22 protein-coding genes and 1 pseudogene are annotated in these 23,452 nt (G+C 71.5%); 11 read left to right on the plus strand and 12 right to left on the minus strand.

Annotated elements, in window-relative coordinates:
- Window positions 1-41: 41 nt before the first annotated feature.
- The gene (locus tag ACFYNL_RS01285) at window positions 42-1,328 is read right to left on the minus strand and encodes an SWF or SNF family helicase (RefSeq protein ID WP_388794554.1); all 1,287 of its coding nucleotides are present in this window, start codon (window positions 1,326-1,328) and stop codon (window positions 42-44) included.
- On the minus strand, window positions 1,325-4,177 hold the full coding sequence (locus ACFYNL_RS01290; protein WP_388794557.1) for an SNF2-related protein: 2,853 nt from the start codon (window positions 4,175-4,177) through the stop codon (window positions 1,325-1,327). Before ACFYNL_RS01290 ends, ACFYNL_RS01285 begins: the two co-directional genes overlap by 4 nt.
- A 235-nt stretch (window positions 4,178-4,412) precedes the next feature.
- Here ACFYNL_RS01290 and ACFYNL_RS01295 point away from each other — a divergent pair, with 235 nt between their 5' ends.
- Complete coding sequence (locus ACFYNL_RS01295) at window positions 4,413-4,595, plus strand: hypothetical protein (protein ID WP_119105388.1); 183 nt, start codon at window positions 4,413-4,415, stop codon at window positions 4,593-4,595.
- 3 nt (window positions 4,596-4,598) lie between these two features.
- Here ACFYNL_RS01295 and ACFYNL_RS01300 read toward each other — a convergent pair whose 3' ends face one another.
- From ACFYNL_RS01300 to ACFYNL_RS01310, 3 genes are all read right to left on the minus strand, one after another.
- Window positions 4,599-5,993 carry a tannase/feruloyl esterase family alpha/beta hydrolase gene (locus ACFYNL_RS01300; protein WP_388794560.1) on the minus strand — a complete coding sequence of 465 codons (1,395 nt, stop codon included), beginning with the start codon at window positions 5,991-5,993 and terminating at the stop codon, window positions 4,599-4,601.
- Window positions 5,994-6,336: 343 nt separating this feature from the next.
- On the minus strand, window positions 6,337-7,242 hold the full coding sequence (locus ACFYNL_RS01305; protein ID WP_388794563.1) for a hypothetical protein: 906 nt from the start codon (window positions 7,240-7,242) through the stop codon (window positions 6,337-6,339).
- A 132-nt stretch (window positions 7,243-7,374) separates the two neighbouring features.
- Window positions 7,375-7,671, minus strand: coding sequence for a hypothetical protein (locus ACFYNL_RS01310; protein ID WP_388797210.1), 297 nt, complete (start codon window positions 7,669-7,671; stop codon window positions 7,375-7,377).
- A 97-nt stretch (window positions 7,672-7,768) separates the two neighbouring features.
- Between ACFYNL_RS01310 and ACFYNL_RS01315 the strand changes: the two genes are divergently transcribed.
- On the plus strand, window positions 7,769-8,665 hold the full coding sequence (locus ACFYNL_RS01315) for an oxygenase MpaB family protein (RefSeq protein WP_388794566.1): 897 nt from the start codon (window positions 7,769-7,771) through the stop codon (window positions 8,663-8,665).
- Here ACFYNL_RS01315 and ACFYNL_RS01320 read toward each other — a convergent pair.
- Window positions 8,651-9,175, minus strand: coding sequence for a PadR family transcriptional regulator (locus tag ACFYNL_RS01320; RefSeq protein ID WP_388794569.1), 525 nt, complete (start codon window positions 9,173-9,175; stop codon window positions 8,651-8,653). The genes ACFYNL_RS01315 and ACFYNL_RS01320 overlap by 15 nt on opposite strands.
- A gap of 119 nt (window positions 9,176-9,294) precedes the next feature.
- Here ACFYNL_RS01320 and ACFYNL_RS01325 point away from each other — a divergent pair, with 119 nt between their 5' ends.
- Window positions 9,295-10,050 carry an alpha/beta fold hydrolase gene (locus ACFYNL_RS01325; protein ID WP_388794572.1) on the plus strand — a complete coding sequence of 252 codons (756 nt, stop codon included), beginning with the start codon at window positions 9,295-9,297 and terminating at the stop codon, window positions 10,048-10,050.
- Window positions 10,051-10,054: 4 nt separating this feature from the next.
- On the opposite strand, the gene ACFYNL_RS01330 is transcribed toward ACFYNL_RS01325, so the two are convergent.
- On the minus strand, window positions 10,055-10,654 hold the full coding sequence (locus ACFYNL_RS01330) for a class I SAM-dependent methyltransferase (protein WP_388794575.1): 600 nt from the start codon (window positions 10,652-10,654) through the stop codon (window positions 10,055-10,057).
- Window positions 10,655-10,806: 152 nt separating this feature from the next.
- Between ACFYNL_RS01330 and ACFYNL_RS01335 the strand changes: the two genes are divergently transcribed.
- The 5 genes from ACFYNL_RS01335 to ACFYNL_RS01355 all read left to right on the plus strand — a co-directional run bounded on the left by ACFYNL_RS01335 (window position 10,807) and on the right by ACFYNL_RS01355 (window position 15,786).
- Complete coding sequence (locus ACFYNL_RS01335) at window positions 10,807-11,580, plus strand: MHYT domain-containing protein (protein WP_388794578.1); 774 nt, start codon at window positions 10,807-10,809, stop codon at window positions 11,578-11,580.
- Window positions 11,581-11,643: 63 nt separating this feature from the next.
- Window positions 11,644-14,166, plus strand: coding sequence for a nitrate- and nitrite sensing domain-containing protein (locus ACFYNL_RS01340; protein WP_388794581.1), 2,523 nt, complete (start codon window positions 11,644-11,646; stop codon window positions 14,164-14,166).
- The gene (locus ACFYNL_RS01345; protein WP_388794584.1) at window positions 14,163-14,636 is read left to right on the plus strand and encodes a roadblock/LC7 domain-containing protein; all 474 of its coding nucleotides are present in this window, start codon (window positions 14,163-14,165) and stop codon (window positions 14,634-14,636) included. The genes ACFYNL_RS01340 and ACFYNL_RS01345 overlap by 4 nt, the downstream gene beginning before the upstream one ends.
- 22 nt (window positions 14,637-14,658) lie before the next feature.
- Window positions 14,659-15,072, plus strand: a complete 414-nt coding sequence (locus tag ACFYNL_RS01350; RefSeq protein ID WP_388794587.1) for a DUF742 domain-containing protein — start codon at window positions 14,659-14,661, stop codon at window positions 15,070-15,072.
- Between the two features lie 108 nt (window positions 15,073-15,180).
- Complete coding sequence (locus ACFYNL_RS01355; protein ID WP_388794590.1) at window positions 15,181-15,786, plus strand: ATP/GTP-binding protein; 606 nt, start codon at window positions 15,181-15,183, stop codon at window positions 15,784-15,786.
- A gap of 82 nt (window positions 15,787-15,868) precedes the next feature.
- On the opposite strand, the gene ACFYNL_RS01360 is transcribed toward ACFYNL_RS01355, so the two are convergent.
- Complete coding sequence (locus ACFYNL_RS01360) at window positions 15,869-16,297, minus strand: PPOX class F420-dependent oxidoreductase (protein WP_388794593.1); 429 nt, start codon at window positions 16,295-16,297, stop codon at window positions 15,869-15,871.
- Window positions 16,298-16,393: 96 nt separating this feature from the next.
- On the opposite strand from ACFYNL_RS01360, the gene ACFYNL_RS01365 reads away from it, so the two are divergent.
- Together ACFYNL_RS01365 and ACFYNL_RS01370 are read left to right on the plus strand one after the other, a co-directional pair.
- A complete protein-coding gene (locus tag ACFYNL_RS01365) occupies window positions 16,394-16,807 on the plus strand; it encodes a roadblock/LC7 domain-containing protein (RefSeq protein WP_388794596.1) in 414 nt (137 codons plus the stop codon).
- A gap of 126 nt (window positions 16,808-16,933) precedes the next feature.
- Window positions 16,934-17,824, plus strand: a pseudogene (locus ACFYNL_RS01370) (DUF6397 family protein); the annotation flags it as partial.
- 113 nt (window positions 17,825-17,937) lie between these two features.
- Here ACFYNL_RS01370 and ACFYNL_RS01375 read toward each other — a convergent pair.
- Window positions 17,938-18,810 carry an acyl-CoA thioesterase gene (locus ACFYNL_RS01375; RefSeq protein WP_388794599.1) on the minus strand — a complete coding sequence of 291 codons (873 nt, stop codon included), beginning with the start codon at window positions 18,808-18,810 and terminating at the stop codon, window positions 17,938-17,940.
- Window positions 18,811-18,829: 19 nt separating this feature from the next.
- On the minus strand, window positions 18,830-21,343 hold the full coding sequence (locus ACFYNL_RS01380) for a DUF3516 domain-containing protein (protein WP_388794602.1): 2,514 nt from the start codon (window positions 21,341-21,343) through the stop codon (window positions 18,830-18,832).
- A gap of 145 nt (window positions 21,344-21,488) precedes the next feature.
- Between ACFYNL_RS01380 and ACFYNL_RS01385 the strand changes: the two genes are divergently transcribed.
- Window positions 21,489-22,283, plus strand: coding sequence for a metal-dependent hydrolase (locus ACFYNL_RS01385; RefSeq protein WP_388794605.1), 795 nt, complete (start codon window positions 21,489-21,491; stop codon window positions 22,281-22,283).
- Between the two features lie 92 nt (window positions 22,284-22,375).
- On the opposite strand, the gene ACFYNL_RS01390 is transcribed toward ACFYNL_RS01385, so the two are convergent.
- A complete protein-coding gene (locus ACFYNL_RS01390) occupies window positions 22,376-22,636 on the minus strand; it encodes a type B 50S ribosomal protein L31 (RefSeq protein WP_388794608.1) in 261 nt (86 codons plus the stop codon).
- An 84-nt stretch (window positions 22,637-22,720) separates the two neighbouring features.
- Complete coding sequence (locus ACFYNL_RS01395) at window positions 22,721-23,191, minus strand: DUF5709 domain-containing protein (protein ID WP_388794611.1); 471 nt, start codon at window positions 23,189-23,191, stop codon at window positions 22,721-22,723.
- Between the last annotated feature and the right edge of the window lie 261 nt (window positions 23,192-23,452).

Raw genomic sequence — 23,452 nt, forward strand, 5'->3', positions numbered from 1 at the left:
ACGCTCATGCCCGCTCCCGCCGGCCCGCCGTCAGGCAGCTCCTACCGCTGTGCCTCCTCGGACGTGAACCGCGCCGACGCCAGCGCCGTCGCCGGATCCTGCGCAGGGCCTGCCGCCGGCACCCAGCGGCCGGCTTCCTCGCGATACGGCCACCAGCGTCCGTCGCGTCCCAGGCGCAGCTGGCACGGCACACCCACGACCGTCCACCGGTTGTGCTCGGCCCGCAGCGCCGGTCGTTCGTCCTCGTCCCAGGCCGACTCCAGAGCGCCACGCGCGCGTGCGAGCGTTTCGCCCTCGACGGTCCACTCCTCGTCGAGTACGGCGAGCGCGGCGAGGCCCCCGAGCTCCCAGGCACGCACGGCCGTCGCCAGCCCTTGACCGCCACGCCCCGAGCCGTCAGCCAGGCGCTCGGTCACCTCGGCGGGCGGCGAACCGGCGGCGAGGCGAACGGCGTCCTGCGCCGGCGTCAACTCCTCGCACTCCGCGTGTGGTTCGGGACCGCCTTGCAGTGCGTCGGCAAGGAGGCGGTGTGCCTCCACGGCGGTCCTGGCGGCCAGGAACTCCAGCGCGGCCGGGTCGACGCCGGGTGCCGGCGGCGACTCGGTGTCCAGGGACGGTGGCATCCCAGGCCCGGCGGAGAGCTCGGGCAGGTCGGGCAGCGGCGGCAGGATGTCACCCATCGCATACGCCTCGGCGGCGTCCACGCCCTCCGGCTCGTACGCCACGGGCTGCGGGCACGGGCCGGCGGAGGCTGCGGCGCTGCGGGTCTGAAGGTCCTCCAGGAGTGCGCTTTCACCGCGGCCACGCAACAGAAACAGCACGAAGGGGTCCTGGTCCAGGAGCCGCGCCAGCTGATAGCAGAGCGCCGCCGTGTGCCCGCAGTGGTCCCAGGCGCCGCAGCCGCACTCCGGTTCCAGGTCGCCCATGCCCGGGAGCAGTTCGATACCCGTGGTGGCCGCGTCCTCCACCAGGTGCGGTGGCATCTCACGGTCCAGCAGCGCCGCAACATGCCCCGCCCGCTCGACGGTCATGTCCAGGAAGCGGTCCCACTGCTGCGCGGACAGCTCCTCCAGCAGCACATCGGCCCGGTGCGCCGTACGGTCGCGGCCCTGCACCACGGCCGTGATGCGCCCGGGCCGCACCGACACCGCACCGACCGCTCCGGCGCGTGCCAGCCTGCGGCCGGCCTTGAGCTGCTTCGAGTCCAGAGCCGTCTCCTCCAGCGCCTTCAGCCAGGCCTGACCCCACCATGTCTGTGCGAACCCCCGCCCGTGTGCGGGCGGCAGTGCCTCGAAGGTGCGCTCCACGTCACCGTCGTGTCGAGTCATCGGTCGCCTCCTCGCAGTTCCACCAGATCGGCCAGCTCCGCGTCCGTCAGCTCGGTCAGTGCTGCCTCGCCGGCGCCGAGCACCGCGTCGGCCAGCTCCCGCTTGCGGCTCAGCATGTCGGCGATACGGTCCTCGATGGTTCCCTCCGCGATCAGCCGGTGCACCTGCACGGGCCGGGTCTGGCCGATGCGGTAGGCGCGATCGGTGGCCTGGGCCTCGACGGCCGGGTTCCACCACCGGTCGTAGTGCACGACGTGTTCGGCGCGGGTGAGGTTGAGGCCGGTGCCCGCCGCCTTCAACGACAGCAGGAAGACGGGCACCTCGCCGTCCTGGAAGCGCCGCACCAGGGCCTCGCGCTCGGCCACGGGCGTTCCGCCGTGCAGGAACTGCGAGGGCACGCCGCGCGCTGCGAGGTGACGCTGGATGAGGCTTCCCATGCGCACGTACTGGGTGAAGACCAGCGCGCTCGCCCCCTCGGCGATGATCGTGTCGAGCAGCTCGTCCAGCAGTTCCAGCTTCCCCGAACGTCCGGCGATCCTCGGCCGCTCCTCCTTGAGGAACTGCGCCGGGTGGTTGCAGATCTGCTTCAGGCCCGTCAGCAGTTTCACGATCAGGCCGCGTCGCGCCATGCTGTCGGCGCCGGCGATCTCCGCGAGCGTCTCGCGGACCACGGCCTCGTACAGACCGGCCTGTTCCGTGGTCAGTGACACGGCACGATCGGTCTCGGTCTTCGGCGGCAGCTCGGGCGCGATCCCCGGGTCCGACTTGCGCCGACGCAGCAGGAACGGCCGTACGAGCCGGGTCAGCCGCTCGGCGGCGGCCGGGTCCTGGCCGCCCTCGACGGCCTGCGCGTAGCGCGTGCGGAAAGTGCCGAGCCGCCCCAGCAGGCCAGGGGTCGTCCAGTCCAGGATCGCCCACAGTTCCGACAGGTTGTTCTCCACCGGAGTGCCGGTGAGCGCCACGCGCGCGCGTGCGCCGATGGAGCGCAGCTCCCGTGCGGTCGCCGAGTACGGGTTCTTCACGTGCTGCGCCTCGTCCGCCACGACCATGCCCCACTGCACCTCGTCGAGCCTGCGCGCGTCCAGGCGCATGGTGCCGTACGTCGTCAGCACGAACTCCCCGTCCGCCACGCCCTGCAGGTCGCGTCGCGGCCCGTGGAAGCGACGCACGCGTGTGCCGGGCGCGAACTTCTCGATCTCACGCTGCCAGTTGCCCATCAGGGACGTCGGACACACCACCAGCGTCGGACCGGCGGACGTGGCGTCGGACTGGCGGTGCAGATGCAGCGCGATGAGTGTGATCGTCTTCCCGAGACCCATGTCGTCGGCCAGACAGCACCCGAGGCCCAGGGACGTCATCCGGGACAGCCAACCAAGGCCCCGGAGCTGGTAGTCCCGCAGTGTGGCCGCCAGGGCGGCGGGCTGGCCGACCGGCTCCTGCCCCTCCGGATCCGCGAGCCGCTCACGCAGCGCCGCGAGCCACCCCGTGGGCCGGACCTCCACCTGACGGCCGTCCACCTCGGTGGACCCGGTCAGGGCAGCACTCAGGGCGTCGATGGGCGTCACCTTGCGGTCCTGCTGCGTGCGGGCGCGTCGCACCTCCTGCGGGTCGACCAGCACCCACTGGTCGCGCAGCCGCACCATGGGGCGGTTCGCCTCGGCGAGACGGTCCAGTTCCTCGCGCGTGAGCCGCTGGTCGCCCACCGCGAACCACCAGTTGAAGGCCAGCAGCGCGTCGGACGAGAGGAACGAAGGGGTGTCCGAGGAGGTTCTGGCGGAAGCGGGCTCGTCGTCCGGCGGGCCGATCACCGCGCGGGCGGTCAGCTTGCGTGCCAGCTCCTTGGGCCAGTGCACGTCGACGCCGGCCCCGGCGAGCGCGCGGGCGCCCTCCCCGAGCAGGTCGGTGACCTCATCGTCGGCGAGTTCCACGGCGTCCGGCACAGCCGCCGACAGCAACGGCGCCAGGGGAGCCCACGCGCGCGCCGCCCGGCGAAGCGCCAGCAGCGCGTCCATCCGCGCGCGCGGGTCCAGGGCGGCGGATCCCGCCCATACGTCGCCCGCGTCCGCGACCCGCGTCGGATCACTCACGCTGTGCACCTGCAGTACCGCCCGGAACCGCAGCGCCGCATCGTCCCGCGTCGCATCGGTGAGCCCCGGCACCTCGAGCCGCAGCGAGAGCCGTACGCCCGCATCGTGGCCCGCGGCGACATCGGCCGCCCAGGCGCGCTGCTCCGGCACATGCTGCGGCTCCCGGGCCGCGTAGGCGGGCCCGCCCGTCACGAGCTCGGCGGCGGGGGAGCGGGGCAGCGCGTCCGCGACCGCGTCCAGGAAGGCCCGCAGCAGTCGCTCCGGGTCCGGCAGTCTCGGCGAACCGGCGTCCCCCAGCGGCACGGCGTGTGCTTCGGGCGGCATCGCGGCGGCGAGGTCCCGGATGCGGTCCATGTCCTCCGGTCGCAGTGGCCCGACCCGCCAGGCGTCGTGGTCGCTCACCGAAAGGCCCGGCAAGAGCGCGCCGCGCGCCACGAGCTGCAGGGCCAGCACCGCGGCCGCGCCCCAGAAGACGGCCGCTCGGTGTCCCTGCGCCCGGGCACGCGCGCGTGTGAGCACCGGCAGGGCGGCACGCACGGGCAGGACGGTGGCCGGCACGCTCACCGGCTCGACACCGTCCGCGCCGGGAAGGGCGACGGTCAGGTCCTCGACCGATCCGGAAGGGACGCACGGGGCGGCGCCGCCTTCGGCCCGCCAGAAGGCGAACCGGCCGGTGCGGGCCGGGTCACCGGGCAGGAATACGGCGCAGCAGGAGGTCAGTTCGGAAACTTCGGACAGTGTTGCCTCGGGAAGCCTCGGCACAGTTCTGTGACACTCCTCAAATTTGACTACTCGCGCAAGGTGGTCAAGGTACAGCACTCGGGCGGTGCACCTGGCATATCTGAGGCGTGACCTGGGTCACTCGGCCGCTTGGGGTGGGTATCTCCACTAGGGGCCGCACCTCAGGGTCGTCTCAGGGTCGGAGCTCGGAACCGCTGGAAGCGCGGACCCGTTTCCAGGACAGAGAGCGGCAGTGGCCGCGAAGGAGGCGACGCACATGTCGAAGAACGCGAAGATCGCCGCGGGAGGTGTGGCGGCCGGTCTCATCCTGCTGATCTGGCTGCCCTGGTGGGCGGCGCTCCTGATAGTCCTGGGAGTCCCGGCTGCCGCTTACCTCACGCTCGACCCGTCCCAGCGGCGCAGGCTGCGCCGCGTCACGCGGAAGGAGATCGGTCGCTGACCCTCACTCGGCAGCGGGTGCGGTCGGGGTGGACAGCGGGCAGGAGTTCAGTACGTCACCGTTCGTGGGCCGGCCGACGGTCTGGTCCGCGGGCGGTGGAGTGCCTCGCTCCACCCAGGACACCAGCGCGTCGAAGGCCGACCGGTAGCAGGGCAGGATCGGCCGGAGCCGATCGGAATGGGTGTCGTACAACCCGTCCACATGGGTACCGCCCGCGATCGTGAGATAGCGGTGCAGCCGGCCTCGGCCACTGAGGTCGATCATGCGCGCGTACACGTCCGAGTCGGCTGCCTTCGGCAGGAGCGCGTCCAGATCTCCATGCAGGGTGATCAGCGGTCTGCCGATGCGCCCGGTGAGCGCGACGCGGGCCACCGCGTGGTGGACGGACGCCGGGCGCGATGCGTAGTCGTAGGCCGCGTCCGACGCGCACGGCGCCAGGATCTGTTCCGGCATGGTCCCGGCGGACGGACCCGGGCAGCCCGGGTCGTACGCCGGATCGAACTCGGCGCGGTAGATCTTCTGCGTCACCCCCCAGTAGACCTGCTCGTGGTACGGCCACAGGAACTTGGAGCCGCGGGCGAAACCGACCGCGTACAGATCCTCGTCCCGCGCGAAGCCGAGCGCGCGGCTCACCGCCGTGGGAAGGGAGGTGAGCAGGTTGGGGCCGTCCGCGGTCCAGAGGGCACCTTCCCAGTCCACGCCGCCGTCGTACAGCTCGGGATGGTTCTCCAACTGCCAGCGGGTCAGATAGCCACCGTTGGACACACCGGTCATGTAGGTGCGGCGGGGAGTGTGACCGTAGCGCTGGGCCGCCGCCCTGCGGGCCGCCCGGGTGAGTTGAGTGGTCCGCGCGTTCCACTCGGCGACCGCGTCTCCCGGCCGCTTCCCGTCCCGATAGAAGTCGGCGCCGTTGTTCCCCTTGTCCGTCGCCGCGTACGCGTAGCCGAGCGCGAGCACCTGATCGGAGATCGCTTTGTCCGTCGCGTACTGCCTGCGCGTCCCGGGGGCTCCGGTGACGACCAGTCCGCCGTTCCAGCGGTCCGGCAACCTGATCACGAACTGGGCGTCGTGCCGCCAACCGTGTGTGGTGTTGAAGCGGGAGGAGTCCGGGAAGTAGCCGTCGATCTGAACGCCGGGCACGCCGCTCGGTGTCCGGGTCCCTCGCGCCGTCAGCCCGGCCTGATCGGCCATGTCGGTGTGGGGCGTTCCGGCGAGTCCGGTGGTGGTCAGATCCGGCAGGCAGGCGCTCCGCTGGAAGGCCGCCCCCGGCACCCGCACGCGTTCATGACCGGCGCAGTGGTGCGCGCCACCGGCCGCTGCCGTTGCGGGTGTCGGCCGGCCGAGGGCGCCGGCCAGCAGCGTGGCGACAACGAAGGGAACGCATCGGGACAGGCGCACGACGGCCTCCTGGAGGCGGGGGACGAGGGACAGCCAGGTGGGGACCGCTGGGAAAGCGGCACCGCCGGGGCTGCCTCATCGTGCGGGGAGCGCTCCGCTCCTTCCATGGGGCGGGACCACATGGAACACCGCCGTCGAATGGGGTGCAGAGACAGGGCGCGGGCAGGGGGCGGAGCGATGGGGCCGGGGCGAGGTGTCGCACGGTGCCGCGACTGCCGTGCCGGTGTCCTGGAGCCGAGGCAGGACTTCCACATGTGCCGAACTGTCCCGGGCCGTCAGGCCATCAGGCACCGGTGACCTCGTGCGCACAGGAGCGGTGCGGATCCCTGCCCCGAGGCACTGCTCAGCTGGGCCGCACGGCCATCTTGTCGAGCGCTTCGAGCAACCCGGGCAGCTCAGGCCCGCGGCCCACCGGCAGAACCTCGCCGGGCCGGTCGTCCAGGAGCACGAAGGCGATGTCGTCGGTCCTGGCGACGAGCGACCAGCCGGGGCCGTCCGCGCGCAGGGTTCGCGCGTCACCCGAGGCGAACGACGACCGGACGCGGCCCAGCGGCGGCGGGGAGTCGACGTACGCGCGTGCCTCGGCCAGCACCCGCCGGATGCCGCTGGGACCCACCCGGGGCCGGCCCGTCCCGGCCTCCTCGCTCCCGCTCTCCCCGCCGGTCTCCTCCGCGTCGACGGCGGCCGTGTCCGATCCGCTGCCCGCGTCGGCGGCGGCCGTGTCCGACCCGACGCCCGGCTTCCTGAAGTCGGCGTCGTCGATCTGCGCCCGCCACGTCGCCCACTGCAAGGCGATCTCGTCGGCGCCCAGGCGCCGCTGAGCCGGACCCCACACGCTCGTGTCCGGCGGCGCCAGCGGCGGGCCCCCGGCGATCTCGGGGTCCGGATCGTGCGGCTCCGGCACGTTGGGGGCGGCGACGGCGACGGCCAGCGGCCATCCGGGCAGAGCGGTCACGACCGAGCGCTCGTCGGGCGACAGGTCGTACTCCATGCCGCAGTCCCAGGAGGCGATGGCCACGGCCACCAGGGAGACGTCGTCGACGACGACCGTCCACCGGGCACCGTCGCCGTCCTGGCCGAGCACCAGGCCGTATCCCTCGGCGAGCGGGGCAAGACCCAGCGCCGCGCACGCCTCCGGGTAGTCGTCGCCCAGCACGCCCGGGAACTTCGCGGGCGTCAGCAGCACCGCCGTGAGCACGTAGAGCGCATCGTCCGCGGCGGCGACGGCCTCCTCGTCCGTCCCTGCCATCCCAGCCTCCCCATCGGATCGTCCGTCGGCGCACCCTAGTGCGCCCGGAAGCCGCTTGTCACGACTCCCAAACACCCCCGGAGCTGCAGTTTTCCGACCGACGGGGCGAAACGACCGCGATTGTTCGCAGTGTCAGGCCGCCGGAAGCCCGAGCAGCGAGCGGGCCACGGTCTGCGGCGACTCGTCGCGTTCCCTGGCCAGCGCGACGACGGCCCGGCACGCCAGCTCGCTCACGCCGAACGACAGCGCCTCCGGAGACACCCAGCCGGCGGCCTCGTCCAGCTGCTCCTGGTCGTCCTCCACACGCGCCGACACATACACGGCGGCGGCCTCGAACAGATTGTGCGTGCGCCTGTCCTTGCCGGTGTCGGTCTCCGTGCGCTTCGCACGGAGAAATCTCGTACCGGTGCTGCGCAGCCTGCCCCACATGGTGACCACTTCCCCCTCATGCCTGATCCGGTCTGATCATCCATCTTCCCCCATTCAACGTAGAGTTGAAGCATCGGCAGCAGAAGGGGGCGGCGCGGTGAAGCGCTTCGAGCGGCTTGAGCAGATCCGGCGGATGGACCCGTTCCGCGAGGCTTCGGAGATCTACCGGCTCACCGCGGCGTACGAGTTCCCCTGGGACTTCACCCGGGCGCTGGAGCTGGCGCTCTACCGCACCTACGCCGTGCCCTCCATCGGCCGGCTGCTCGCCGAGACGGCCGAGCTGACGGACCGGCCGCAGAAGCGGTACGACGACACCTCGCTGCTCCTCGACGCCGTCGTCGAACACGGCTTCGGCAGCGAGCAGGGCCGCACGGCGATCCGCCGGATCAACCAGATGCACCGCAGCTACGACATCAGCAACGACGACATGCGCTACGTGCTGTGCACGTTCGTCGTGATGCCGAAGCGATGGATCGACGCCTACGGCTGGCGCAGGCTCTCGCGCCACGAGATCGTCGCCTCCACCGTCCACTACCGCACGCTCGGCCGGCACATGGGCATCAAGGACATCCCTGAGTCCTACGAGGAGTTCGAGGCATGCCTCGATGCCTACGAGGAGGCCCACTTCGGCTGGGACGAGGGTGCGCGGCGGGTCTCGGACGCGACCATCGACCTGATGGCCTCGTGGTATCCACGCCCTCTCGCGTCCCTCCTGCGCGCCTCGACACTCGCCCTGCTCGACGAACCGCTCCTGAGGGCGTTCCGCTACCCGGCGCCGAGCTCCGCGACCCGCGCCCTGGTGCGGCGAGCGGTACGCGCGCGTGGGCGGGCGGTGCGTCTGCTGCCGCCGCGCCGGTCACCCCACTTCGCACGCCAGAACCGGGAGATCAGGGGCTACCCGAACGGCTACCGGCTGGAAGAGCTCGGCACCCGACCGGTACCCGGTGTCGGGGGCTGTCCCGTGCGGCACATCGACCCGTCAGCCGCCGAGTGAGGCGAGGGTGTCGCGCAGCCAGGTGAGTTCGGCCCGGGACGTGGCCCGCGCGATGGTCAGGACGCCGCGCCGGAAGGGGTCGTCCAGCTCCTCGGCGCTCAGCGGCCGGTCGCCGTCGTAGAAGAAGCTCGCGGGCTCCTCCAGGAAGGCCAGCCGGCGTCTCAGTACGGCGGACTGGGCGGCCGGGTCGTCCAGATGCCGCAGGAAGGCGAGCACCGTGAACCACCTGTTCTCGTCGCTGATGTCGCGCGGGTCGGGCTCGGCGAGCCGGTGGCGCAGCTCCTCGCGGCCCGCTTCGGTGAGCGTCAGCACGTGCCGCGGAGCGGCCACTGAGCCGGGCTCGGTGGCCCGTGCCAGCAGGCCGGCCTTCTCCAGTCGTTTGATCGCGGGATACAACGTGCTCTCGGCGACCGGCTTCACGTGCCCGGTCAGCGCCGCGATGCGCTTGCGCAACTCGTACCCGTGGAGCGGGCTGTCGTAGAGGAATCCGAGGATGGCGAGCTCCAGCATGCCCACATTCTCGCTCAGATCCGCTGTACATCCACCAGGCAATACTTCTGGCTGGATATACATCGGGACCGATGTATAGGGTGATGGTCGATGGAGATCAGGGCGCGGAGGAGGACGGTATGAGGCAGGCCGAGTTCGACGGCAAGGGCAGTTGCATCCGCTGGACGGAGACGCCGGGGGAGGAGCCGGCCCGGGTGTACGTGCACGGACTGGGGGCGGTGTCCTCCGTGTACCACACCCACATCGCGGCCCGGCCCGAACTCGCGGGGCGACGCAGCCTGTTCGTCGATCTGCCGGGGCACGGCATCAGCGACCGGCCCCAGGATTTCGGCTATCGGCTGGAGGACCACGCCGACGCTCTGGCGGCGGCCCTGGACGCGGCGGAACTGAGCGGCGCCGAGCTGATCGCGCACAGCATGGGCGGCTCCGTGGCCATCGTGCTCGCCCACCGGCGGCCCGACCTCGTCTCCCGGCTGGTGCTCACCGAGCCCAACCTCGACGCCTCGCCGCCGCCCGCCGCGGGGAGCGCGTGGATCACGGCCTACGACGAGGAGGAGTTCGTCGGCGGCGCGCACGCGCGCGTGCTGGAAGCGGTCGGACCGCTGTGGGCGTCGACCATGCGACTGGCCGACCCTCGGGCCCTGTACCGCAGCGCCGTGTGGCTCAGGCGCGGCTCCGAGCCGATCATGCGTGACATCCTCGAAGGGCTGTCGATCGACCGCGTCCTCCTTCAGGGTGAGCTCACGGGTGAACTCCCGGGCGCACAGGCCCTGGAGGCCGCGGGTGTGCGCGTGGTGACCGTGCCCGGTGCCGGCCACAACGTCATGTTCGACGACCCCGACACCTTCGCGGCGGCGGTCGCCGGGCGGGACTGAGACGTCAGGACTCCCGCACGGCCAGTGCCAAGAACCGGTCGTCCTCGTCGACGTACGACGTCATGCGCCAACCGGCACCGGCCAGCAGCGGGCGGAGGTTCGGCTCGGCCCGCAGGTCCTCCGGGGTGATCTGCCGGCCCTGGCGCGCCGCGAGCGCCGCCCTGCCGATCGGGTGGAACAGCGCGAGGGTGCCACCGGGGCGGACCACACGGGCCAACTCCCGCAGATCGTCCGCCGGGTGCGGCAGATGCGCGACGAGTCCGGCCGCGAACACGGCGTCGAGCGACTCCGACCGCAGTGGCAGCGCGGCCACATCGGCGAGCAGCAACTGCCCGTCCGCGTTCCGTCCGGCCCGTACGGCCGCCTCCAGCATCGCCTCGGTGATGTCGGCCCCCAGGACCACTCCCGAGGGCCCCACGGCGGCCCGCAGCGGTGGCAGGGCGCGTCCCGTGCCGCAGCCCGCGTCCAGCACGCGATCACCCTCGCGCAGCCCGAGTTCGGCGGCCGCGGCCGCATAGGCGGGCCCGTCGTCGGGGAACCGGCTGTCCCAGCCGGCGGCGCGGGCGGTGAAGAACTCCTGCACATGTGTGTGGTCGTCGCTCATGTTCCGCATGATCCCTCACCGGCACGGATGACGCCGCTGCGCACACGTTCGAGCGTGAGGCGATCGATCCGGTGCATCTCTGCGTCATATTCCAGCAGCTTTCGAAATGCGCCCCGGTTGTGCGCCCACGCCCCGGCTAGCGTCCCGGGGCCATGGGACACCTGGACCACGCCGCCCTCGGGTGGCTGACCCCCGTGCTGTCGTACGTGATGGCGTGCACCGGCGCCGCGCTCGGGCTGCGCTGCACCGTCCGCGCGCTCGGCGCCACCGGCCGGTCGCGCCGCAACTGGCTCGTCACCGCGGCCTCGGCGATCGCCACCGGCATCTGGACCATGCACTTCGTGGCCATGCTCGGCTTCAGCGTCAGCGGCACCGACATCCGCTACGACGTACCGCTCACCATCGTGAGCCTCCTCGTCGCCATGGCCGTGGTCTGCGCCGGCGTCTTCGCCGTCGGGTACAGCCGTGACCGGACCCGCGCCCTCTTCCTCGGTGGGCTCACCACCGGACTGGGCGTCGCCAGCATGCACTACCTGGGCATGGCCGCCGTCCGACTGCACGGCCACGTCACCTACGACCCCGCCCTCGTCGCGCTCTCGATCCTGATCGCCGTCGTCGCGGCGACCGCGGCCCTGTGGGCGGCGCTCAACATCAAGTCGCCCGTCGCCGTCACCATGGCCTCCCTGATCATGGGCGCGGCGGTCAGCAGCATGCACTACACGGGGATGTTCGCGGTCGGCGTCGACGTGGCCCCGTCCGGCACGAGCCTGCCCGGGGCCACGGCGATGCAGTTCATCTTCCCCCTCGCCGTAGGCCTCGGCTCCTACCTCTTCTTGACCTCGGCCTTCGTCGCCCTGTCGCCCACCACAGGGGAGCGCCAGGCATCCGCCTCGGCCCAGCGGCCGGTCGAGGGCGCCGTCGGCTAGCCGCGGTTCCCGACCGCTGACGACCCGGACGGCACGCCCCGAACCCTTCCGAGCGAGGAGGCCATGCGTACACCCCGTAGGACCACCGCAACCGGCGCCGAGACGCCACCCCCGCCCCTCGTCCGCGGCCGCCGCGCCCACGCCGGACCGCCGGCCGACGAAGGACCGCAGGAGCCCGCCGGCGTGACACCGCAGAACCCGCCCACGCGCGCGGAACGCTGGCGCGTGCGGCCGCGCACCGTGCGCGCCAAGATCGTCTGCCTGCTGATGGTGCCGGTCGTGTCGCTGCTGGCCCTGTGGGCCCACGCCACCGTCACCACGGCCCAGGACGTCTCCAGACTCCGTCAGTTGCAGCGTGTCGACGCTGGGATCAGAGCCCCTGTCGCGGACGCGATCGCCGCCCTCCAGGCCGAACGCGGAGCCGCGGTGCGCTACGCGTCGCACCCGTCCACCGAAAGAGGCGGCGACTACCAGAAGCTCTCGGAGGACACGGACAAGGCGGTGGCGCGGCTCCGCCTCGGCGACGGCAACACGGTCGCCGACGGCGAGGCACTGCCCACCGGGGTGGCCCGGCGGCTGGCGGCCTTCGTCATCGGAGCCGAGCGGCTGAGCACCGTACGCGAGGCCGTACTCGATCGCCGTTCGGGCTGGAACGAGGCGTACGGGCGGTACACGAGGACCATCGCGACCGCGTTCTCGGTGGGCGGCGCGCTCAGCGGCATCCAGGACGCCGAGCTCGGCTCCGACGCGCGCGTGCTGCTCGAATTCGCCCGTGCGGGGGAGGCGTTGGCCCAGGAGGCCGCGGTGCTCGACAGCGCACGCGTTGCCGGGCGCCTCGACGGCGAGCGGTTGCGGCTTTTCACCGGCGCCGTCGAGACCCGCCGGACCCTCACCGCATCAGCCGTCACCGACCTGCGGGGACCCGAACGCGCGGCCTGGCAACGCCTCGCCGACGGCAACCCTTATACGACCCTGGCCGCCGTCGAGGACAAGGTCCTGGCCACCGCACCGGGCGCACGGGCGATCGACGCCGCGGCGGAAGCCACCTGGAACGAGGCGCACGCGCGCGTGCAGAGCGGCATGCGGACGATCGAACAGGACGCCGGGCACGGCGTCGCGGACCGCGCCGACCCCTTCACCCGTGGTCTGCTCACCCCGGCCGGTGCCGCGGTCCTCTTCGGCCTCGCCGCCGTGGCCGCCTCTCTTGTGATCTCCGTCCGCATCGGCCGCGGTCTTGTCGTCGAACTCGTCAGCCTGCGCAACCGCGCCCTGGAGATCGCCCGGCGCAAACTCCCCGAGGCCATGCGCAGGCTACGGGCCGGCGAGGAGATCGACATCCGGGCCGAGGCGCCGCCCGGACCGCCCGCCGAGGACGAGACCGGTCAGGTCGGCGAGGCCCTCGGCACCGTCCACCGCGCCGCCCTGCGCGCCGCCGTGGAACGCGCCGAACTGGCCAGCGGCATCTCCGGGGTCTTCGTCAACCTCGCCCGCCGCAGCCAGGTCCTCGTGCACCGCCAACTGAGCCTGCTGGACAGCATGGAGCGGCGCTCCGACGACCCGAACGAACTGAGCGACCTCTTCCGGCTCGACCACCTCACCACCCGTATGCGGCGCCACGCCGAGAGCCTGATCATCCTCTCGGGGGCGGCACCCGGCCGCGCCTGGCGGATGCCGGTCTCCCTGACCGACGTCGTCCGAGCCGCCGTCTCGGAAGTCGAGGACTACGCGCGCGTGGAGGTACGCCAACTCCCAGAGGCGGCCGTGACCGGCGCGGCCGTCGCCGACCTCACCCATCTCCTCGCCGAACTCGTCGAGAACGCAGCCCAGTTCTCGCCGCCCCACACGCGCGTGCGCGTCACCGGCGAACCCGTCGGCAACGGCTACGCCGTCGAGGTCGAGGACCGCGGCCTGGGCATGGGCAAGGAGACCCTCGCCGAGGCCAACCGGCGCATCGAGCAGTCCGAGGCGCTCGACCTGTTCGACAGCGACCGGCTCGGCCTCTTCGTGGTCAGCAGGCTCGCGTCCCGGCACGGCATCAAGGTGCACCTGCGCACCTCTCCCTACGGCGGCACCACGGCCGTCGTGCTGCTGCCCACCGCCTTGTTGCACAACGCCCCGGCGGAACGTTCCCCCGATGCCAAGGCGGTCGCCGAACAGCCCGTCGACGGTGACCACGCGCGCGTGCCCGCGGACGACCGGCACCAAGAACCCGTCCACGCGGTCGCCCAGAGGCCCGCACTGGTGGCTCCCACACCGGCCGCGGCAGGCACCACGACCGACACCCCACCTCCCGGAGTCACCACCTTGCGACTGCACCGCCCTCCGGACGACTCCCCACCCTCCGACGACCTCCCGCGCCGCGTACGGCAGGCCAGTCTGGCCCCCCAACTACGAGACGGGCGCCCGGAACAAGCCCCCGGGACGACCGCCTCGAAGGACGACGAGCGGCGCACCCCCGAACTGGTCCGGGACCGCATGGCGGCCTACCGGGAGGGCTGGGCACGAGGCGGCGGCAGGCGACCCGGTGGCGACGTCACACCCGATTCGACAGCGCGCAGCGACAGCAGCGAAGGAGACCTCGCATGATGCAGGACCCGAGCACGAGGGCCGCCGTGGGGGGACCCCCGCTGGATCACAGCAGCGAGTGGGGGAGGTCCGGGGAACTCGACTGGCTGCTGGACGACTTGGTGCTACGGGTGCGTGAAGTGCGGCACGCCGTGGTGCTGTCCAACGACGGGCTCGCCGTGGGAGCGTCGTCCGACCTGCGACGGGAGGACGCCGAACACCTCGCGGCGGTCGCCTCCGGCTTCCACAGCCTGGCCAAGGGCGCGGGACGGCACTTCGGGGCCGGCGGAGTGCGCCAGACGATGGTGGAGATGGACGACGCCTTCCTGTTCGTCGCGGCCGCCGGTGACGGTTCCTGCCTCGCCGTCCTCACCGCCGTGACCGCCGACATCGGACTCGTGGCCTACGAGATGGCACGGCTGGTCAAACGCGTCGGCGAACACCTCTACACACCGCCGCGTGCCGCCACGCGGCCGCCTGCCGCGGGATGAGCCGGGGAGGCGGTCCGCGCACATGACCGAGGACACGACGCTCACCCCGCGCGAGCAGGGCAGCCAGTGGTACGACAACGAGGCCGGGCCCCTGGTCCGCCCGTACGCCATGACGGGCGGACGCACCAGGCCCGGCCCCACCGGGGTGCGTTTCGACCTGATCGCCCTCGTCACCCTGGACGCCGCCGCGCCCGGCACCGACCAGGACAGCGCGCTCGGTCCGGAACACCGGACTCTCGTCGAGCTGTGCCGCGCGGAGACGCAGTCCATCGCCGAACTCGCCGCCGACGCCGATCTGCCCGTCGGGGTCGTCAGAGTGCTCGTCGGCGACCTCCTGGAACTGGGCCGCGTCACGGTCAGCCGCCCGGTACCGCCCGCCCAGCTTCCCGACGAACGGATCCTGCGTGAGGTGATCGAAGGATTGCGGGCGTTGTAGACGACTCCTCTGAACCATCCGCCCCCGCACCACACCCGAGCGTGCGTCCCTACGGACACCGACGCGCAGTGGCCTCGAACGATGCCGCCCTCCAGAGAGAAGTGATCGATGGTCTCCGAGCAATCCGACGCATCCGACGGCGAGACGACCGCCCTGGCGTTGAAGATACTTGTCGCCGGCGGGTTCGGCGTCGGCAAGACCACCCTGGTGGGCGCGGTCAGTGAGATCAGGCCGCTGCGTACCGAGGAACTGCTCAGCGAAGCCGGGCAGTCGGTGGACGACACGGACGGCGTGGACCAGAAGGTCACCACGACCGTCGCCATGGACTTCGGACGCATCACCATCCGGTCCGGCCTGTCCCTCTACCTCTTCGGCACCCCCGGCCAGGACCGCTTCTGGTTCCTCTGGGACGAACTGTCGCAGGGAGCCCTGGGCGCGGTCGTCCTCGCGGACACCCGGCGCCTGGAGGACTGTTTTCCCGCGGTGGACTACTTCGAGCACCGGCACATCCCGTTCGTCGTGGCCGTCAACTGCTTCACGGGCGCCAGGACGTACGGGGCGCAGGACGTCTCACGTGCGCTGGACCTGGACCGAGGAACGCCCGTGGTGCTCTGTGACGCGCGGGACCGCGACTCCGGGAAGGAGGTGCTCATCCGACTCGTCGAGTACGCCGGGCGGATGCACACCGCCCGGCTGCTCGACTCCGTGGGATGACCGGTTCCCGACCCCGGTCGACGGTCGCGCCGACCGGCGGCGGGGCCGCTGCCGGTTCTCGACGGCGGGAGCCGGGGCGCCGTCAGTCCGAGACGCTCTGCTCGGCCAGCACCTTCTCGATCTTCACGCGGACGAGGAGCTCTCCCGGAACGCCGTTGCGCGCGCCGAACTCCTCGGCGCGTTCCTCACCCATGTACCGCCCGCCGATGCGACCGGCCCAGTGCCTCAACTCCCCGAGGTCCTCGGAGACACGGGCACGCCCCTGCAGCACCACGAAGGCGTACGGCGGCCGGTCGTCGTCCACGCACAACGCCACTCGGCCGTCACGGACGAGATTGCGCCCCTTCACACTCGACTTCCCGGTGTTGAACACCACCTCGTCCCCGTCGAGCACGAACCAGATCGGGGTGACGTGCGGGCTGCCGTCAGCCCGTACGGTCGACAGCTTTCCGGTGCGCGTGCCGTGTGAGACGAACGCCCGCCATTCCTCATCGGTCATCTTCTTCGCCATGCCCCCATCCTCCTTGCCCGGGGGCCGGATCGTCGGGGAAGGTGGCGAAGAGATCCTCCGGCGCAGGAGGAGACGTCAACACGGGGAGAACGGACCATGGCGCAGAACCAGGGACTTGGCTGGTTGCTGGACGACCTGACCAAGCGCGTCGACCACGTGCGGCACGCGTTGGTGCTGTCCAACGACGGTCTGGTCACGGGGGCGAGCACAGGGCTGCGACGCGAGGACGCCGAGCACCTGGCCGCCGTCTCGTCCGGACTGCACAGTCTGGCCAAGGGATCGGGACGGCACTTCGGTGCGGGCCGAGTGCGACAGACGATGGTCGAGTTCGACGACGCGGTGCTGTTCGTCACCGCGGCCGGCACCGGCAGCTGTCTGTGTGTGCTCAGCGGAGCGGAAGCCGACATCGGTCAGATCGGCTACGAGATGACGCTGCTCGTCAACCGAGTCGGCGAACACCTCGACGTGGACGCCCGGCACCCCGAGCGTGCGCCGTTCACAGACCTCTGACCTGCTGTTTCGCCAACCCCCGCGGAGTTTTCCACAGGCTCGGCGCGCGATCGGCCCGACCGGTTATCTTTCTGTCACGGCGCACGCACTCAGCGTGAGTCGGTGACTCCACGGGGGAGATCGATCATGTCGGACGACACCATTGCGCAACCACCCCGGCCTGCCTGCACGCCGAGTCGGGCCGCACGCCAACTGGGACTACGGCGCAGCGAGGTGGACCTGGCGGTCCACCTCGGCCTCATCCGGACCGTGCCCGACGAGGGGGGAGGGGGCCGACGCGTCCCCCTCTCCGAGATCGACCGCCTGCGGTCGCTCGCCGGCTTCCCCGGCTCGCTGCAGGAGCGGGTGAAGGCCACCGGAACGACGGAGGGCGCGGACCTCATCAAGGTGACCACCGGAAGGTTCACGCGCCTGGCACGCCTGGGCCTGCTGGTGCCGGTGACTTTCTACCTCAACCGGTATCGAGCCGTGGTGTGGCTCTATCTCGCCGAGGAGCTCAGGCAGTTCGCGGCCGACGAGCGAAACGCCCCGCTGATCAACGCCCGTCGGATGCCCGAGGAACTGCGCCGCATGCTGGACGCGGGCGTGGATCTGCGCCCGCGCAACTGGCGCGGACGTCATCGAGGGTTCCTGCTGCGTCAGGCCGACGATCCCTGGGAGAGCGCCGGAGCGCTGTCCGCGTTCCTCGCCCCCGTTCAGATCGCGGAGATCGTCCCCGACCCCTACGAGCGGTCCCACCTGAACCGGTTCCGTCCGGGACCGCCGGTGTCCGGGGCGCCGGGTTCGCCCACCGCGCAGCTCGCCGAGAAGCTCATGACGGCGGACGACGCGGACGAGATCGGCCTGCTACGGGCCGAAGTGACGGCGGTCATGGAGGACGCGCGCAGGTGGCGGCCCGCGCCACGTCCGCCCGCGAACCGGCCCCCGGCCCCAGCCCCTCCGGCACGACTCGCTACGCCCGGGTCACAGGAGCCGTCGCCCTCACGTGGCCTGCGGGGATGGCTGCGGCGCAGAACACCCCGGGATGCGGCGGCCCGATCCACACCGCCCCGGGCCACATCCGCCCGAGCCACCACCCCCGCGGTCACACGCGGCCCGGGCCCGGGCCGCGCAGCCCGCTTCAGGCCGGATCAGCCCAGCTTGCGGAACAGTCCCTCCTGCACGACCGACACGACCAGTCGCCCCTCACGGTCGTAGATCCGCCCGCGCGCAAGCCCGCGACCGCCCACCGCGATCGGCGACTCCTGGTCGTACAGCAGCCAGTCGTCCGCGCGGAACGGCCGGTGGAACCACATGGCGTGGTCCAGCGACGCCATGTCGAAACCGCGAGGACCCCACAGGGGTTCGACCGGGATACGGACGGCGTCCAGGAGGGTCATGTCGCTGGCGTACGTCAGCGCACAGGTGTGCACGAGCGGGTCGTCGCCCAGCGGGCCCACCGCCCGCATCCACACCGCGCTGCGCGGCTCGGAGTCCTCGACCTCGTCCCTGGTCCAGCGCAGCCGGTCGACATAGCGGATGTCGAACGGCTGCCGCCGGGCCATCCGCTCCAACTGCTCGGGCAGCGCGCCGAGATGCTCCCGGATCTCATCGGTGACCGTCGGCAGCGACTCCGGGTCCGGGACCTTGCGGGCCGGCGGCAGCTGGTGCTCGAAACCGCCCTGCTCGGGCTTGTGGAAGGAGGCAGTGAGATTGAAGATCGTGCGCCCCTGCTGCACGGCGGTGACCCGTCGCGTCGTGAACGACCTGCCGTCCCGCACCCGTTCGACCTGGTACACGATCGGCACGCCTGGCCGCCCCGGGCGGAGGAAGTACGCGTGCAGCGAGTGCACGGGGCGCTCGCCGTCCGTGGTGCGCCCGGCGGCGACCAGCGCCTGGCCGGCCACCTGGCCGCCGAAGACCCGCTGCAGTGACTCCTGCGGGCTGCGGCCACGGAAGATGTTGACCTCGATCTGCTCCAGGTCGAGCAGATCGACGAGCCTCTCGGCCGGGTTTGTCGTCATGGGTGGGAATCTCCTGTGTTCACAGCTGGCCTACGTCGGTGACGCGGACCACCGCGCGGCCCTCCGCGTCGGAAGCGGTGAGGTCGATCTCCGCGCTGATGCCCCAGTCGTGGTCGCCGTTCGGGTCGTCGAAGATCTGCCGGACGCGCCACAGACGGTTCGCCGGTTCCTCCTCGATCACCAGGAGCTTGGGCCCGCGGGCGTTGGGGCCGGTACCGAGGTCGTCGTACTCGTCCCAGTACTTGTCCATCGCCTCACCCCAGGCGTCGGCGTCCCAGCCGGCCTCGGCGTCCATCTCGCCCAGCTCCTCGACCTGGTCGAGGGCGGCCAGCTCCACGCGCCGGAACATGGCGTTGCGGACGAGGACACGGAAGGCGCGCGCGTTCGTGGTGACCGGCTTGACCTCGTCGGCCTTCTCCTGGGCCTCCTCGGCGGTCATCTCCTCGGGGTTGGCGAGCTGCTCCCACTCGTCGAGCAGGCTGGAGTCGACCTGACGCACCATCTCGCCGAGCCACTCGATCAGGTCCTGCAGATCCTCGGACTTGAGGTCGTCCGGGATGTTGTGGTCGAGGGCCTTGTAGGCGCTCGCGAGGTAGCGCAGCACGATGCCCTCGGTGCGGGCCAGCTCGTAGAAGGACACCAGCTCCGTGAAGGACATCGCCCGTTCGTACATGTCCCGGATGACGGACTTCGGCGACAGCGGGTGGTCGCCGACCCAGGGGTGACTCTTGCGGTAGGTGTTGTACGCGTGGAAGAGGAGCTCCTCCAGCGGCTTCGGGTAGGTGATGTCCTGGAGGCGCTCCATGCGCTCCTCGTACTCGACGCCGTCCGCCTTCATCGCGGCCACCGCCTCGCCCTTGGCCTTGTTCTGCTGGGCGACGAGGATCTGCCGAGGGTCGTCCAGGGTCGACTCGACGACGGACACCATGTCCAGGGCGTAGGACGGCGACTCCGGGTCCAGCAGCTCGAACGCGGCCAGGGCGAAGGTGGACAGCGGCTGGTTGAGCGCGAAGTCCTGCTGGAGGTCGACGGTGAGGCGGACGACACGGCCGGTGGCGTCCGGCTCGTCGAGCTTCTCCACGATGCCGCCGTCCAGCAGCGAGCGGTAGATCGCGATAGCGCGCCGGATGTGCCGCAGCTGCTGCCTGCGCGGCTCGTGGTTGTCCTCCAGCAGGTGCCGCATCGCCTCGAAGGCGTTGCCAGGACGGGCGATGACGGAGAGCAGCATGGTGTGCGTGACCCGGAAGCGGGACGTCAGCGGCTCCGGTTCGGAGGCGATGAGCTTTTCGAAGGTGTTCTCCGTCCAGCCGACGAAGCCCTCGGGTGCCTTCTTGCGGACGACCTTGCGGCGCTTCTTCGGGTCGTCGCCGGCCTTGGCGAGCGCCTTCTCGTTCTCGATGACGTGCTCGGGAGCCTGCGCCACGACGAAGCCCGCGGTGTCGAAGCCGGCCCGGCCGGCGCGGCCGGCGATCTGGTGGAACTCGCGGGCGCGCAACGTACGGACCCGGCTGCCGTCGTACTTCGTCAGGGCGGTGAACAGCACTGTGCGGATGGGGACGTTGACCCCCACGCCGAGCGTGTCCGTGCCGCAGATGACCTTGAGCAGACCGGCCTGGGCGAGCTTCTCCACCAGGCGCCGGTACTTCGGCAGCATGCCCGCGTGATGGACGCCGATGCCGTGCCGCACGTAGCGGGAGAGGTTGCGGCCGAACTTGGTGGTGAAGCGGAAGTTGCCGATCAGCTCGGCGATCTGGTCCTTCTCCGCACGCGAGCACATGTTGATGCTCATCAGCGCCTGCGCCCGCTCCACGGCCTGGGCCTGAGTGAAGTGCACGATGTAGACGGGCGCCTGCTTGGTCTCCAGCAGCTCGGTGAGCGTCTCGGTGAGCGGCGTGAGCCGGTAGTCGTAGGAGAGCGGCACCGGGCGGGTCGCCGAGCGCACCACCGACGTCGGCCGGCCGGTGCGGCGGGTGAGGTCCTCCTCGAACATCGAGACGTCGCCGAGGGTCGCCGACATCAGGATGAACTGCGCCTGCGGCAGCTCCAGGATAGGGATCTGCCAGGCCCAGCCCCGGTCGCCCTCCGCGTAGAAGTGGAACTCGTCCATCACGACCTGGCCGACATCGGCCTGCCTGCCGTCGCGCAGCGCGATCGACGCGAGGACCTCGGCGGTGCAGCAGATGACGGGGGCGTCGGCGTTGACGGACGCGTCGCCGGTCAGCATGCCGACGTTCTCCGTGCCGAAGAGCTTGCACAGCTCGAAGAACTTCTCCGAGACGAGCGCCTTGATCGGAGCGGTGTAGAAGGTGACCTCGTCCCGCGCCAGCGCGGCGAAGTGGGCGCCCGCGGCGATCATGCTCTTGCCGGAGCCGGTCGGCGTCGACACGATCACGTTCGCGCCGGAGACCACCTCGATCAGCGCCTCCTCCTGGTGGGGGTAGAGAGTGAGGCCCCGCTCCTCGGCCCACGACTCGAAGGCTTCGTAGAGGGCGTCGGGATCGGCGGTCGGCGGCAGATGATCGATGAGGGTCACCCACCCATCTTGCCTGCCCTCCTGGCCCACAGGGGAATCGGATGCGGGACCGAAGATCGCGAACGCTACGCTGTGTCGCCGACGACAGGTCGACGAACCAGGTCAACTGGACAGCGGTACACGAGGAATGGGGCGGGCAACGGCGATGATGGGACCAGCACACTCACTCTCGGGCGCCGCCGCCTGGCTCGGTGTCGGAGCGGCCGCCACGGCCGCCGGTCATGGAATGCCCTGGCCTGTCCTGCTTTCGGGTGCGCTGATCTGTGCCGGTGCGGCCCTCGCCCCGGACCTCGATCACAAGGCGGCCACCATCTCGCGGGCGTTCGGGCCGCTGTCGCGCTGGCTGTGCGAGATCGTGGACAAGCTGTCCTACGCCGTCTACAAGGCGACCAAGAAGCAGGGCGACCCGCGCCGCTCGGGCGGGCACCGCACCCTCACGCACACCTGGTTGTGGGCCGTGCTGATCGGCGCGGGCGCCTCCGTGCTGGCGATCACCGGCGGACGCTGGGCGGTGCTTGCGATCCTCTTCGCGCACCTGGTGCTGGCCATCGAGGGCCTGCTGTGGCGCGCGACCCGAGGCGCCAGTGCCGATGTCCTGGTGTGGCTCCTGGCCGCGACCAGCGCGTGGATCCTCGCCGGCGTCCTGGACAAGCCGGGCAACGGCTCGGACTGGCTGTTCACGGCACCGGGCCAGGAGTACCTGTGGCTGGGGCTGCCGATCGTGCTGGGGGCGCTGGTGCACGACATCGGCGACGCGCTGACGGTGTCCGGCTGCCCGATCCTGTGGCCGATCCCCGTGGGCCGCAAGCGCTGGTATCCGCTGGGGCCGCCCAAGGCCATGCGGTTCCGGGCGGGCAGCTGGGTCGAGCTCAAGGTGCTGATGCCGGTGTTCATGGTGCTCGGCGGAGTGGGCTGCGCGGCGGCGCTCAACGTCATCTGAGCGGGAGGGAGCGTCGGGGCCCGGTCAGGGCCGGACGGATCGGCTCGGGGCCCGTGCGGGAAGCGCCGATGCCGGTGGTGCCGCCCTCCGGATCAGCCGCCTTGTCCCGCTCCGCCGCCGTAGCGACGCTCGAAGGCGGCGACGCGGCCCTCGGAGTCCACCGTTCGCGCCTTGCCGGTGTAGAAGGGGTGGCTCTCCGCGGAGATCTCGACGTCCACGACGGGGTAGGTCTCGCCGTCGTCCCACTCGATCGTCCGGTCGCTGGTCGCGGTGGACCGGGTGAGGAAGGCGTAGCCGGCGGCACGGTCGCGGAAGACGACCGGACGGTAGTCGGGGTGCTTGTCCTGCTGCATGCGAACTCCTCCTGTGGCGGCGTCGTCGGTCGCCGTGGGCGCGGAGCCGAAGGACCACGTGCCGCGCCGCACCGGGCCGCGCGGTCAGCCGTACAGCGCGTCCTCGTCGACGATGTGCACGGCGGCCTCCTCCGCGGACGCGGCCGCGCCGTCGATGCCCACGTCCGTCGCGACGAGCGCGCTCTCCTCGTCCTCGTGAGCCCCTTCGTCGGGCGCGACCAGCCGGCCGGAGCGCATGGCCCCGACCTCGTTGTCGAGAAGTTCCCCGTCCGTGCCCTCGGTATCGCCGAGGCCGTCACCGTCGGGAGGAACCGGATCGGGCAGTTCCTCGGCGAGTCGCTGGTCGAGGGTCTCGCCCTGGTGACGCTCCGCGGCCGTCACACCGGTGCGCTCGACCGCCCACGGCCGTTCCGGAGGGGACCAGCCACGGTCCAGGGGGTCGTCGACGCCGTCGTTGTCCAGGGTGTCCTCCGCGTCGAGCAGACCCGTGTCCTCACGTTGATCGTCTGCGTCGGGCTGGTAGACGTCGTCCCCCCATCCGTCGGCGCTGTTCACGGGTACCTCCAGGTGCTGGGGACGGGCCCGATCTCACCGTGGTCGGCAGCGGACCGCCGCGGTGCGGGGGCACAGGCCGCACCCGGCGCTGATCGCGCGCTTCCCGGGTGCTCCCCGAACCGGTGCCGCTATCCAGCCTTCCACCCCTCTTCGCTCCGGCGCAACGGCACGGGTCCGCACCCGCGGGACGGCAGGGCTCACCTCGGGGAAAGGGCAGCGCTTCGTCCCGGTGACACCGCCCTCACCGGGGCCCGCACCCGC

This window comes from Streptomyces sp. NPDC007808, from assembly GCF_042868655.1.
Taxonomy (GTDB): Bacteria; Actinomycetota; Actinomycetes; order Streptomycetales; family Streptomycetaceae; genus Streptomyces.